At 58.7% G+C, this 11903-nt stretch carries 15 protein-coding genes; 8 read left to right on the top strand and 7 right to left on the bottom strand.

Features of this window, described 5'->3' with window-relative positions; translation table 11 throughout:
• Positions 1-129 precede the first annotated feature (129 nt).
• On the bottom strand, positions 130-750 hold the full coding sequence (gene coq7 / locus ACODR9_RS18800; RefSeq protein ID WP_488811216.1) for a 2-polyprenyl-3-methyl-6-methoxy-1,4-benzoquinone monooxygenase: 621 nt from the start codon (positions 748-750) through the stop codon (positions 130-132).
• 127 nt (positions 751-877) lie between these two features.
• On the opposite strand from coq7, the gene ppa reads away from it, so the two are divergent.
• A complete protein-coding gene (ppa, locus tag ACODR9_RS18795; RefSeq protein WP_103524956.1) occupies positions 878-1405 on the top strand; it encodes an inorganic diphosphatase in 528 nt (175 codons plus the stop codon).
• A gap of 120 nt (positions 1406-1525) precedes the next feature.
• Here ppa and ACODR9_RS18790 read toward each other — a convergent pair whose 3' ends face one another.
• Positions 1526-1735 (bottom strand): hypothetical protein, encoded by a 210-nt coding sequence (locus tag ACODR9_RS18790; protein WP_488811214.1) that lies wholly within the window; start codon positions 1733-1735, stop codon positions 1526-1528.
• Between the two features lie 213 nt (positions 1736-1948).
• On the opposite strand from ACODR9_RS18790, the gene ACODR9_RS18785 reads away from it, so the two are divergent.
• Entirely contained in the window at positions 1949-2848 is a 900-nt protein-coding gene (locus ACODR9_RS18785) for a LysR family transcriptional regulator (protein ID WP_488811212.1), read from the top strand.
• An 8-nt stretch (positions 2849-2856) separates the two neighbouring features.
• Complete coding sequence (locus tag ACODR9_RS18780; protein WP_488811210.1) at positions 2857-3612, top strand: hypothetical protein; 756 nt, start codon at positions 2857-2859, stop codon at positions 3610-3612.
• A 44-nt stretch (positions 3613-3656) separates the two neighbouring features.
• Here the strand turns inward: ACODR9_RS18780 and ACODR9_RS18775 are convergent, their stop codons facing one another.
• The gene (locus ACODR9_RS18775) at positions 3657-4226 is read right to left on the bottom strand and encodes a phasin family protein (RefSeq protein ID WP_488811209.1); all 570 of its coding nucleotides are present in this window, start codon (positions 4224-4226) and stop codon (positions 3657-3659) included.
• 353 nt (positions 4227-4579) lie between these two features.
• Between ACODR9_RS18775 and minC the strand changes: the two genes are divergently transcribed.
• The 4 genes from minC to ACODR9_RS18755 are packed head-to-tail and all read left to right on the top strand — an operon-like array spanning position 4580 to position 7350.
• Complete coding sequence (gene minC, locus ACODR9_RS18770) at positions 4580-5308, top strand: septum site-determining protein MinC (RefSeq protein ID WP_488811207.1); 729 nt, start codon at positions 4580-4582, stop codon at positions 5306-5308.
• 23 nt (positions 5309-5331) lie between these two features.
• Entirely contained in the window at positions 5332-6144 is an 813-nt protein-coding gene (minD, locus tag ACODR9_RS18765) for a septum site-determining protein MinD (RefSeq protein ID WP_488811205.1), read from the top strand.
• 3 nt (positions 6145-6147) lie between these two features.
• Positions 6148-6405: a cell division topological specificity factor MinE gene (gene minE, locus ACODR9_RS18760; RefSeq protein WP_045845585.1), complete on the top strand. Its 258-nt coding sequence runs from the start codon at positions 6148-6150 to the stop codon at positions 6403-6405.
• 3 nt (positions 6406-6408) lie between these two features.
• On the top strand, positions 6409-7350 hold the full coding sequence (locus tag ACODR9_RS18755; protein WP_488811203.1) for a LysR substrate-binding domain-containing protein: 942 nt from the start codon (positions 6409-6411) through the stop codon (positions 7348-7350).
• Positions 7351-7419: 69 nt separating this feature from the next.
• Here the strand turns inward: ACODR9_RS18755 and ACODR9_RS18750 are convergent, their stop codons facing one another.
• Positions 7420-8574 (bottom strand): aminotransferase-like domain-containing protein, encoded by a 1155-nt coding sequence (locus ACODR9_RS18750; RefSeq protein ID WP_488811201.1) that lies wholly within the window; start codon positions 8572-8574, stop codon positions 7420-7422.
• A gap of 200 nt (positions 8575-8774) precedes the next feature.
• Here ACODR9_RS18750 and ACODR9_RS18745 point away from each other — a divergent pair, with 200 nt between their 5' ends.
• Entirely contained in the window at positions 8775-9230 is a 456-nt protein-coding gene (locus ACODR9_RS18745; RefSeq protein WP_488811199.1) for a MarR family winged helix-turn-helix transcriptional regulator, read from the top strand.
• A gap of 81 nt (positions 9231-9311) precedes the next feature.
• Here the strand turns inward: ACODR9_RS18745 and greB are convergent, their stop codons facing one another.
• From greB to rluB, 3 genes are all read right to left on the bottom strand, one after another.
• Positions 9312-9803 (bottom strand): transcription elongation factor GreB, encoded by a 492-nt coding sequence (gene greB, locus ACODR9_RS18740; protein WP_488811222.1) that lies wholly within the window; start codon positions 9801-9803, stop codon positions 9312-9314.
• Between the two features lie 129 nt (positions 9804-9932).
• Positions 9933-10496: an NUDIX domain-containing protein gene (locus ACODR9_RS18735; RefSeq protein ID WP_488811197.1), complete on the bottom strand. Its 564-nt coding sequence runs from the start codon at positions 10494-10496 to the stop codon at positions 9933-9935.
• The gene (gene rluB, locus ACODR9_RS18730) at positions 10493-11713 is read right to left on the bottom strand and encodes a 23S rRNA pseudouridine(2605) synthase RluB (RefSeq protein ID WP_488811220.1); all 1221 of its coding nucleotides are present in this window, start codon (positions 11711-11713) and stop codon (positions 10493-10495) included. The genes ACODR9_RS18735 and rluB overlap by 4 nt, the downstream gene beginning before the upstream one ends.
• Between the last annotated feature and the right edge of the window lie 190 nt (positions 11714-11903).

Here is an 11903-nt window from a genome sequence, read left to right as displayed (position 1 = left end):
GAAATCAGCCCAGTTAACAGACTGGGCTTTTTTCATTGCATCGGCACAAAACAGCCAGCCAACTTGCACGGACAAGAAAAAGCCACCTTGAAGGTGGCTTTTTTACGTCCGAACGACTGAGTCAGAGACTCAGACGCGATAGCTGCTGACAGTCATCAGCTTGGCCGTCAACTTCATCAGCCCCCGCACCGGCGCTGGCAGGCTCGCAGCGCCGAATTCGTGCGCCATGTCGGCGTGACGCAGTTCGTCGTCGCGCATCTGCGTGACAATCGCGCGGCTTTTGGCGTCCTGCTCCGGCAAAGCAGTCAGATGACTGTCCAGATGCGCCCCCACCTGATGTTCGGTTTCTTCTAGAAACCCCAGGTTCCATTTGTCACCCAGCAAACCGGCCGTCACGCCGATGGCCAGCGAGCCGGTATACCACAATGGCCCCAGCAGGCTGGGTTGACCACCCAACTCGCGAATGCGCTGTTCGGTCCAGGCCAGATGCTCCACCTCTTCAAAAGCCGCCTGTTGCAGTGCTTCACGCGCAGCCTGATTGCGCGCCGTCAGCGCCTGGCCCTGATACAGCGCCTGTGCGCATACCTCGCCACAATGGTTCACCCGCATCAGGCCGATGGCATGATGCTTTTCTGCCGTGCTGAGTTCGGCTTCTTCCAGCCCGGCATCTGGCCGTGGCCGCTGGCTTTGCGCCGGGGCAAACAAGGTACGCAAGCCCTTGTCAAATTCGGTAATCAGCGTGTCAAACATAGTGTTCCTGATTGGTGCACAAATCCGTCAAAGATTATACCTGTGCACCGCACAAGACGGCAGCTGCTGATATAATCCTGCAAGAAATTCCATGTAAACAACCACCATTAACAAAGGATTCTGCCTGATGAACCTGGAACTCATCGGCCCGGGCAAAGACATGCCGGGCGACTTCAACGTCGTGATCGAAATCTCCGCCAACGCTGCGCCGATCAAATACGAATTCGACAAAGAGTGGAACACCCTGGTGGTTGACCGTTTCATGGGCACCTCCATGATGTACCCGGCCAACTACGGCTTCGTGCCGCAAACCCTGGCCGGCGATGGCGATCCGGTTGACGTGCTGGTGGTTACCCCCTTCCCGCTGCCGCCAGGCGTGGTCATTCGCTGTCGCGCCCTGGGCCTGATCAAGATGGAAGACGACGGCGGCGTGGATGCCAAGCTGGTTGCCGTACCGGTGGAAAAGCTGTGCCCGATGTACAAGTCCATCCAGAAGCTGGAAGACCTGCCGGAGCTGCTGCGCGCGCAGATGGTGCACTTCTTCGAGCACTACAAGGACCTGGAAAAAGGCAAGTGGGTCAAAATCAACGGTTGGGGCACGCTGGAAGATGCCAAGACCGAACTGGTTGAAGGCATTGCGCGCTTCGGCAAGTAATTGCTGCCAGTGGCCTGCCCTGCAGGCCCGCGTCCGTCACGGACATGAAAAACGCCAGTGCATGCACTGGCGTTTTTGCTTTCCTGGCAGCCGGTCAAGGTGGGCTGCCATCCAGCAGGCTTAGTGGTTGCGGTAATCGGCAGGATTAGCAGCAATGGCCTTACCGGCATAATCATCGGCAGCCTTGCGCTGAGCATCAGCGGTGTTGAACTGCTGCTCGTACTTCTTCACAGCGTCCTTGTCCGGACGGCTGCGTACATTGCTATCGGCCATGGCAGCAGCAACAAGAGCATTGGAAACAACAACAGCCAGCATCAATTTTTTCAACATGATTCACTCCATTCGGTTAGCAGGATGCAAGCTTTCCGGGCCACGCACCAAAATTAATTCAATTTTTTTGATGACATTTATAGATTGGCACGTAAAATTACTTTGCTATCAACGGCTTTACTTCTTGCATCGGGTTGGTGAGATGAATATTAAACGCGAGCCATTCTTGTTGATAGCGAAATGATCTGAACAGTTTATTCAATAAATTTGAACATGAAATTATCACTAGATGCTTTGCTGGTCCTGGATGCCATCGATCGCAACGGCAGTTTTGCCGCAGCGGCCGATGAGCTGCATCGCGTGACATCCGCACTCAGTTATGTCATCCAGAAACTGGAGCAGGATCTGGACATTGCCTTATTTGACCGCAGCGGCCACCGCGCCCGCCTGACTCCTGCCGGCGAGCTGTTGCTGCGCGACGGGCGCTATCTGCTGGACGCGGCCCGCACGGTGGAGCATCGCCTGCAGCAGCAGGCTGCGGGCTGGGAAAGCGAACTGGTCATCACCATTGGCGACCTCATTCCCTTCGAACAGCTCATTCCGCTGATCCAGCGCTTTGACCAACTGGGCAGCGGCACCCAGCTACGCTTTACCCGTGAAGTATTTGGCGGCATCTGGGACGCCCTGTATGACGCCCGCGCCGATCTGGTACTCGGAGCACCCGGACACCCTCCTTCTGGCGATTATTTCTATCGCGAGATCGGCTCCATCGACTTTGCCTTTCTGCTCAGCCCGACCCACCCGCTAGCCAGCGCGCCCGAGCCCTTGGCAGCACACACCCTGCGCAAGCACCGCATCATTTCACTGGGAGACACCTCGCGCCGCCTGCCCACCCGTACTGCAGGCATACTGGATGGACAGGATGTACTGACCGTCCACACCCTGGATGCCAAACTCGCACTGATGACTGCAGGCCTGGGCATTGGCTATCTACCACGCACGCTTGCCACGCCATATCTGCAAAACGGCCAACTTGTGGAAAAATCGCTGAAGGAAAAACGCAGTTGCACCAAAATGTTTTATGCCTGGAAAGAAGAATCACCCGGCAAGGCGCTGACGTGGTTTATTGACAATCTGGGACTGTGCATCCAGCAAAAGCAACTGATCATCTAAGGCCATCCATGTTTCAGCCATTCGGCACCGCACCTTATCTGCACTGGCTCAGCCTGCGACTGCGCCAGCGCGGCCTGCTGCTGCCTGCAGATGGGACTGCACCGAACTGGTTGCCGACAGGCTGGCAAGGTTATACGGCGGACAACTGCTGGCTGGATCTGGGAGACGACGACAGTAGCGCTCTGAATCTGCGCCTGTTGCACTGCCAGCAGCAGCAGGTCATTGCGGTGGAAATATGTGGTCAATGGCAGCCACAGGGCGAGCAGCTCGGCTTCATGCTCTTGTGCGGCAGCGCCCTGCCACTGCCTGCCAATGCCAGCCGATGGCTGGATAATATGGCCCCCATACCCGGCGCCTGGCTACATTGCGGGCCAGCAGGCAGCGCACGCTATACCCTGCATGTGATGAACGCCATGCAATATGCCTTGAAACTGGCCTGGCAGCATTTACCCGCCAGCGCCACTCCCAGTGCAATCAACTGGGAACAATGCATGCAGCAGCAAATGGCGGTGGCAGACAAGCTGCTCTCCTTGTCATTGCGTTACCTGCAACAGCAAGGCATTGATGCCGCCGGGCATGATGCCGAGACCGTGCGCACACAGTTTTCCCTGCCACCAGGACAGCAGACACACTTTGCGGCCAATCTGGCACTACTTATCGTGCTGGCAATGCAACAGCGCGACACGCTACACAGCACATTGCAGCAAATTTTCAGCACGCTTCAACCACAGCCGACATCCTGCAGCCAGCATCCATCGCCATAAAAAAAACCCGCCAACTTGGCGGGTTTTTTTGACCGATGCTTGAATCAGGCAGCAGCAGATGCAGCCGGCTTCTTGCGGCTTACCGCAGCGGCCGTGGCCTTAGCCTGGTTACTGGCAGCTTCCACGCTGGCTTCAGCGATTTCAGCGCTTACCTTCTTTGCCGTCTTGGACACGCTTTCGAAAGCAGCATTGGAGCTGTTAACGAAGGTTTTCAGCGCCGAAACGGCAACATCGGAACCAGCCGGGGCGTTCTTGGACAGGCGGTCCAGATTGCTCAGCAACAGCTTGTTCTGTTCGGCCAGCTGCTCTTCCACAAAGGAAGTCAGCTCACCTTGCGTAGCGACAGCAGCATCGTACACTTCGCGGGCAACGGTGAAGGCCTGATCCAGACCCGGCTGTGCCAAGCTGGTTTGCAGTTCAGCAAACGCTTTCGGATCCTTCACTTCGCTCAGTGCCTTGAAGTGCTTGGCATTGTTGTCCAGCAGCTTGCGGGTCAGCTCCAGCTGCAGGCTGGCAAAACGTTCAGCGCCAGCCAGGACGATAGAGGACAGGCGAATGGCTTTATCAAATTGCGCCTGGCCGAGAGCAGAGAATTCTTGGGTATTGGTAAACATGGCTACTCCTGGAAATGTCGATATACAACTCAGCTTTACAGTCACAACAACCGTTTCGCCGCCAATGCTGCACAGCAGCAAACGTAATTTAACCAAAGTGCAGCGTGCGGTCAAGAAAATGTTGCGCCGCACAAATCGCTAAGCAGCTATTTTGTATGTGTTTTTACAACAGCAACATTCCAAACGAATGACAAGCATGTGACAGATGCAGCTGGCGGCTGCTACACGTATTTTTTTGCAGCGCAATACCAACAGTTCGCCATCCATGCAGAATGGTTCACCGGCATTGAAAGGGGCAGTGCAAGCCAGTACACTCGCTCCATAGAAGAAATCTATTTATATAAAGCCTACTCATGAGCTCTGCGGCCAACGCCTTTGACATCAAATCTGCCAGCCTGGATCTGCTGGCCCTGATTCTCCACACGGACAATCTGGAAGAACTCACCAGCGCCCTGGACACCCGCTTCGGCCCCGCCGGTGATGCGCCTGCCGAAGCCTTCATGCTGGATGTGGAAGCCTTGCCCCAGGCAGCGGAAACCGAATATGGCCGGCTGCTGCCCATGCTCAGCCGCCATGGCATTCGCATTGTGGCGCTGCGCCACCCGGATTCAGCCATGGCTGAAGTTGCCAGTCGCTATGGCTTGGCCTATGTGCGCGGCGGCTTGCCTGCACGCTCCAGCCAACCTGCCAGCGAACCCCAAGCCAAGCCGGTAGAAGCCGCCCCGGTAGCCGCACCGGCTCCCGCACCCAGCGCCATGATCGTGGACAGACCGGTACGTGCCGGCCAGCAGATTTATGCCCGTGGCTGCGATCTGGTCGTGCTGGCCATGGTCAGCGCCGGTGCCGAAGTCATTGCCGATGGCAACATCCATGTTTACGCCCCGCTGCGCGGTCGTGCCCTGGCCGGAGCCCGTGGCAACACCAGCGCGCGCATCTTCGTGCGCAGCATGGAGGCCGAACTGGTTTCCATTGCCGGGGTCTATCGCACCATCGAACAGGCCTTGCCAGAAAGCATCAAGGGCAAGCCTACCCAGATTCAACTTGAAAACGAGCGCCTGGTCATGACCGCGCTTGGCGAATAATTCAATTTTCCAAAGGATTTACCGTGGCAAAAATCATCGTCGTGACTTCCGGCAAAGGTGGTGTCGGCAAAACCACCACCAGTGCCAGCTTTGCCTCCGGCCTGGCCCTGCGCGGCCACAAGACCGTGGTGATCGACTTTGACGTCGGCCTGCGCAACCTGGACCTGATCATGGGTTGCGAACGCCGTGTGGTGTACGACCTGATCAATGTCGTCAATGGGGAAGCCTCGCTGAACCAGGCGCTGATCAAGGACAAGAACTGCGACAACCTGTACATCATCCCGGCATCGCAAACCCGCGATAAGGATGCGCTGTCCCAGGAAGGCGTGGAAAAGGTTTTGAAGGATCTGGCTGACAGCGGCTTTGAATACATTGTGTGCGACTCGCCTGCCGGTATCGAAAAGGGCGCGCTGATGGCACTGTACTTTGCCGATGAAGCCCTGATCGTTACCAACCCGGAAGTGTCTTCGGTGCGCGACTCCGACCGCATCCTGGGCATTCTGGCTTCCAAGTCGCGCCGTGCCGAACAGGGCGGCGAGCCGGTAAAAGAACACCTGCTGATCACCCGCTACTCCCCGTCCCGCGTGGACAAGGGCGAGATGCTGTCGGTAGACGACGTGAAGGAAATCCTGCGCGTGCCGCTGATCGGTGTGATTCCGGAATCCCAAACCGTACTGCAAGCCTCCAACTCCGGTACCCCTGCCATTCATCTGAAGGGCAGCGACGTAGCCGAAGCCTATTCCGACGTGATTGCACGTTTCCTGGGCGAAGATCGCCCCATGCGCTTTCTGGATGCCCCCAAGGTGGGCTTGCTCAAGCGCCTGTTCGGAGGTTAAACCATGTCTCTCATTGATATCCTGTTTGGCAAGCGCCAGAAAACCGCCGCCATTGCCAGAGAACGTCTACAGATCATCCTGGCGCACGAGCGCAATGGTCGCAGCGCACCTGACTACCTGCCTGCATTGCAGCGCGAGCTGATGGAGGTGATTTCCAAGTACGTGTCGGTCAATCTGGACGACATCAAGGTACAAGTGGAACGCCAGGACGACTTTGAGGTGCTGGAAGTCAATATCGTGCTGCCGGAGCATCAACGCTAAACCATGACGCTGACCGAACTCCGCTACATCGTGGCCGTGGCGCGCGAGCGCCATTTTGGCCGTGCCGCACAAAGCTGCTTTGTCAGCCAGCCCACCCTGTCCATCGCCATCAAGAAGCTGGAAGACGAACTGGGCATCACCCTGTTCGAGCGCGGCGGCCAAGAAGTGGCGGTGACGGAAATTGGCGAGCGCATCATCGAGCAGTCGCAGCGCGTGCTGGAAGAAGCCGAAACCGTCAAACGGCTGGCTGGCGAACACCAGAACGAGCTGGTCGGCCCACTCAAGCTAGGGGTGATCTTTACCATCAGCCCCTACCTGCTGCCACGACTGATTCCGGCACTGCGCATTCTGGCACCCGACATGCCACTGATTCTGGAAGAGAACTACACCGCACGGCTGGCTGAAATGCTCAAGCGCGGCGAGGTCGACGCCATCATCGTGGCCGACCCGTTCGAGGAAGCCGGAACCGTGGCCTGGCCGCTGTACGACGAGCCCTTTGTTGTGGCCACGCCCAAGGGCCATCCGTGGGAAAAGCAGGATTGCGTACATGCCAGCCAGCTTACCGATGAAAGCGTACTGCTGCTGACCCAGGGCAACTGCTTCCGCGATCAGGTGCTGCAGGCATGCAGCGAGCTGGCCAGCAAGCAAAACCACCATTCCGGCCTGGCCAGCACCCTGCAAGGCAGCTCGCTCAATACCATCCGCCACATGGTGGCCAGTGGCATGGGGGTGACTGTGATGCCATCCACCTCTATTGGTCCGGGAGACGACAGCCTGCTGTCGGTCGTGCCCTTCCAGGCCCCGGTGCCGGAACGGCGGGTACTGCTGGTGACCCGCAAGCAGTTCTTCCGCAAGAAGGCCGTGGAAACCCTGCAGCAGGCCGTATTCCGCTCCGGGCTGACTGGCGTTGCCATGCTGGAAGGCGAAGGGCCGATTGGCGGCTAAGCCGCCTCGTTCTGCCACAAAAAAAGCCGCTCTCATCGAGCGGCTTTTGTTTTGCAGCCTGATTCCAACTCAGACGGCTGCCTGGCGTACCAGCTGGGCCAGACGGGCGATACCTTCATCGATGCGCTCTGGCGCTGCATGGCTGAAGTTAAGCCGCAAATGACCGATGCCGTCCTCCGGATTCGGATAAAAGGGCTCGCCCGGCATGAAGGCAACATTGCATTCTGCCAATGCCAGCTTCAGCAGCTGGCGCGTATCCTGCGGCTGCTTCAGCGTCAGCCAGAAGAACAGCCCGCCCTTGGGCACCTGCCAGTCAGCCAGATCAGCAAAATGCTTTTCCAGCGCAGCCTGCATGGCATCGCGGCCTACGCGGTAGGTATCGCGCAGGGATTGCAGATGGGCCGGAAAATCCGGACTAGCCAGTTGCTGGGCGATAAACCACTGACCGGGGCGATTGCTGTGCAGATCGGTAGACTGTTTGAGCTTGACCAGATGCGGGTAGAGCTCGGGCGAGGCAATCAGATAACCTTCGCGCAAGCCCGGAGCCAGCGTCTTGGAGAAAGAGCCCGCGTAGATCCACGGCGTGTTCTTCAGATGGCTCACCAGCGGAGCCGGTGCCTCACCATCATAGGACAGCGCCCGGTACGGATCATCCTCGTAAACCGGCAGGCCATGGCTGTCGATCACCTCAGCCAGCGCACGGCGGTTTTCCTCGCTATAACAGGCACCGGACGGATTCTGGAAGCTGGGAATCAGATAGGTCAGCCGGGGCTTGGCGCTACGCAAAGCCTGGTCCAGCTTCTCTGGTGACAGCTGGCCGTTTTCCTGTGCTACAGCAGTGATCTTGGCCCCAAACAGGTTGAAAGACTGCAAGGCCGCCAGATAAGTCGGCCCTTCCGTCACCAATGGTGTGCCCGGGTCGATGAACAGCTTGGATGCCAGATCGATGGCCTGTTGCGAGCCGGACAGCACCAGCACCTGTTGGGCAGAACAGTTCAGCCCCAGCTTGCGCGCCTCTACAGCAATTAGCTCACGCAGTTCCGGTTCACCCTCGGTCGTGCCATATTGCGCCAGTGCTTGCGGCATGCCAGTAAAGTCCAACTTGGGCAGACAGCTGGCTGCTGGCAAGCCACCAGCAAAGGAAATGACTTCAGGGCGCTGGGCTGCCGCCAGGATTTCGCGGATCAGCGAACCCATCAGTCGTTCGATACGTTCTGAAAACATGGTAATCTCCCTGATTGTCACATCAGTATGTCAACCATATTGCCGTGGCCGAGGGTGGCAAGCCGACGGAAGTGGTCCTTCTGCAGCAGTTGGTATGTTTTTTCTGCTACCGCTATATGGTGCGCTGCCGTGACAATCCAACGAACAATAAACGTCAATTTTTTTGACCTAATTTACCCCTAGGCGGGGAAGTCGTCAACATGCCTGACACCGATAGCTCGATTGACCTGCGCGCGGCCATGGAAGTGTTTTTCCATGCCTACAAGGCCTTTACCGCCAAGCCGGATGAAATCCTGGCCCGGCGTGGCCTGGCCCGCGTACACCACCGTATCCTGTTCTTTGTGGCCCGCTATCCCGGCCTGTCGGTCAAGGATCTGCTAGGCGCGCTGGACGTCACCAAGCAGGCCATCAACATGCCGCTGCGCCAGCTGGTGGAAATGGGGCTGATTGCCAGTGTGGCCGCCAGCCACGACAAGCGGGTGAAGCAGCTGTCGCTCACCAGCGAAGGCCGCAAGCTGGAAGAAGCGCTGCACAAGGAACAAGCCCGCCTGCTCAGCCAGGCTTTCAGCCGCATTGGCGACACCGCCACCCGCGACTGGATGGCGGTGAACAGCCAGCTATCTGGCCGGGCCGATACCGACGAAGCTGGCCACTGAGGCTGGCCACCCCGCAGGCGAACGCAAAAAAGCCCGTGTAACCATACACGGGCTTTTGCTTGATGACGGGCGACGCAGGGCTTAGCTGATCTTCTCGTAGCGCACTTCCAGAATCTCGATATCCTCGTCGCCATCCGGTCCGCGAAACAGCACGCTATCCCCTTCGCGCGCCTTGATCAGCGTGCGGGCGATCGGAGAAATCCAGCTGATGTGGCCGCGTGCCAAGTCAATCTCGTCCACCCCGACAATGCGCAGCAACTGCTCGCTGCCATCACCGCGCTCAATCAGCACCGTTGCCGAGAAAAATACCTGGTCGGTGGCTTCACGGGCTTCCGGGTCCACCACCTCCGCCAGCTCCAGCCGCTTGGTCAAAAAGCGGATACGGCGGTCGATTTCGCGCAAGCGGCGCTTGCCGTACAAATAGTCGCCATTTTCCGAGCGATCGCCATTGCTGGCGGCCCAGTTGACGATCTGCACCACTTCCGGCCTTTCCTTGTTAACCAGTTGGTACAGCTCGTCTTTCAGCCGCAACCAGCCACCGGGCGTAATGTAGTTCTTGGTGGATGCCGGCAATCGCTGTTCGGCTGGCAGATCATCTTCTGCCTCGTCGTTTTTTCGAGTAAATGCCTTGCTCATGCGTATATTCCTGGCGTGCACTGCAATTGGCTACCTTACGTCCGGCAGCGCCGGTTCAGCAAGCCATCATTGGTCCTGCGGCCACAACCACTCCTGGCAGTACACCAGCAGGTTCTTTGGCCGCAGCTTCAGCTGTTGCAGCTGGCGGTAATCCAGCCATAGCAGATGGTATTGATTGTCCGGCGTCATGCGTGCCAGCTCCGGCCCGCCCAGTTGCAGGGTGCCGCGAAACTTGCTGGCCAGAAACACATGCTCGATACGGCCCTTGTGCTCCAACTCGGCCAGTTGCTCGGCCAGCCATACATTCAGGCCGGTTTCCTCACGGGTTTCACGTACGCAGGCCATGGCCGGGGTTTCGCCAGCCTTGATGGTGCCGCCGGGCAGGACATAATACTCCTTGCCATTTTTGATGCGCTGCATCATCAACAGCTTGCCATCCTGGATGATGACAATGGACGCACGCGGCCCGCGCCGACCGGCCAGCAAACGGGCGGCAGCGCTGCCCGAGGCAGGCTGCTGGCCATGATGAGGCTGGCTGGCCGAATGCAAAACGGGTGACCGCAATGCCGCCACCCATTTGCCTGCACGCGCCGCCAATGCCGTCAGTGACGGCCAACGGCGAGCGCTCACTCGCCCTTGCCGCCGCGCGTTTTCTTGCGGCCAGTCATGGTCAGGTCAGACCACTTCATCACGGCTGCCACTTCAGCTTCGTTCAGCTCATAGAACTGACCACGCTTCAGACGCGGGGGCAGGCCCAGGTTGCCAAAGCGCACGCGGATCAGGCGGCTGACGGTGAGGCCAAAGTGTTCGAACATGCGACGCACTTCGCGGTTACGCCCTTCCTTGATCACCACGTTGTACCACTGGTTGGCACCTTCTTCGGCACCACCGCGCTGGAACACGCGCTGGAAAGCGGCCGGGCCGTCTTCCAGTTCCACACCGGCGGTCATTTCCTTGGCGATTTCCGGGGTCAGTTCGCCCAGCACGCGCACCGCGTATTCCCGCTCCACTTCAAAGCTGGGGTGCATCATGCGGTTGGCCAGTTCGCCACTGGTGGTAATCAACAGCAGGCCGGAGGTGTTGACGTCCAGACGGCCCACGGCTACCCAACGGCTGCTTTTGGCTTGCGGCAGGCGCTCAAACACGCTGACACGGCCTTCCGGGTCGTCGCGCGAGACGATTTCGCCTTCCTGCTTGTGGTACATGATGATGCGCGGCAGACGGTCGGCCCATTTCAGCTTGATGACGTCGCCCTTGGCGGTGACACGGTCTTCCGGGCCGACACGGTCGCCCAGATTGGCTTTTTTGCCGTTGACCATCACCAGGCCGGCTTCAATCCATTCTTCCATCTCGCGACGGGAGCCAACACCAGATGCCGACAGCGCCTTCTGCAGGCGTACCGGTTCAATCTGTTCCTTGTCGAGGCGTACCTCGCGCAGCCGCTTGGACTTTTCTTTCACGTCCTGACTCGGGCTGCGCAGACGCAACTTTTTTGCCTTGATTACCAGCGACTTGCCTTCTGCACGCGGCTTGCCTGCGGCCGGTGCACGGCGCTGTTCGCGCGGGCTTTGTTCACCATCGGCCACCGGCATGGCGGCATTCTTGTTGCCAAAGCGGCGCTCGTGTTGCAGGGCTTCGCCACCTTCGGCTTGCAGGCGTTCGGCCTTTTCCTGACGGCGGGCCGCTTGTTGCTGGCGGTTGTTTTCCGACTGCGTGCGCTTGCCGGTACCAGTCGGCTTGGCTTGTACTTCGCCACGACGGTTGACGGTTTCCTTGCGGCGATTGTTGGCCGGCTTTTTCGGCTCGGCCACATTGCCGTTGGGTTCGCCGTTTTCATCACGCGACAGGCCACGGGCCTGGCGCTGCAGTTCGACCTGAGCCAGTTCGGCACGGCTCATTTTGAACAGCGGCGCGCTTTCATGCGGAGCGGCACCGGCCTTGGCTTGCAGCAGATTGCCGTAGGCATCACGCGGTGCTGCCGGACGACGACCTTGCGGCTTGCCACCCTGGCCTTGCGCGTCTTGCGGATTGCGCGCC

Source organism: Aquitalea sp. FG25 (genome assembly GCF_057809375.1).
The sequence above is the reverse complement of the archived record's forward strand: the minus strand, read 5'-3'. Positions and strand labels throughout refer to the sequence as shown.

What these genes read in the sequence shown, in the direction of transcription:
- coq7 (WP_488811216.1), bottom strand. Translation starts at nt 750, where the DNA reads ATGTTTGACACGCTGATTACCGAATTTGACAAGGGCTTGCGTACCTTG.
- ACODR9_RS18775 (WP_488811209.1), bottom strand. Translation starts at nt 4,226, where the DNA reads ATGTTTACCAATACCCAAGAATTCTCTGCTCTCGGCCAGGCGCAATTT.
- ACODR9_RS18745 (WP_488811199.1), top strand. Translation starts at nt 8,775, where the DNA reads ATGCCTGACACCGATAGCTCGATTGACCTGCGCGCGGCCATGGAAGTG.
- ACODR9_RS18780 (WP_488811210.1), top strand. Translation starts at nt 2,857, where the DNA reads ATGTTTCAGCCATTCGGCACCGCACCTTATCTGCACTGGCTCAGCCTG.
- minC (WP_488811207.1), top strand. Translation starts at nt 4,580, where the DNA reads ATGAGCTCTGCGGCCAACGCCTTTGACATCAAATCTGCCAGCCTGGAT.
- ACODR9_RS18750 (WP_488811201.1), bottom strand. Translation starts at nt 8,574, where the DNA reads ATGTTTTCAGAACGTATCGAACGACTGATGGGTTCGCTGATCCGCGAA.
- ACODR9_RS18755 (WP_488811203.1), top strand. Translation starts at nt 6,409, where the DNA reads ATGACGCTGACCGAACTCCGCTACATCGTGGCCGTGGCGCGCGAGCGC.
- ppa (WP_103524956.1), top strand. Translation starts at nt 878, where the DNA reads ATGAACCTGGAACTCATCGGCCCGGGCAAAGACATGCCGGGCGACTTC.
- ACODR9_RS18785 (WP_488811212.1), top strand. Translation starts at nt 1,949, where the DNA reads ATGAAATTATCACTAGATGCTTTGCTGGTCCTGGATGCCATCGATCGC.
- ACODR9_RS18790 (WP_488811214.1), bottom strand. Translation starts at nt 1,735, where the DNA reads ATGTTGAAAAAATTGATGCTGGCTGTTGTTGTTTCCAATGCTCTTGTT.
- minE (WP_045845585.1), top strand. Translation starts at nt 6,148, where the DNA reads ATGTCTCTCATTGATATCCTGTTTGGCAAGCGCCAGAAAACCGCCGCC.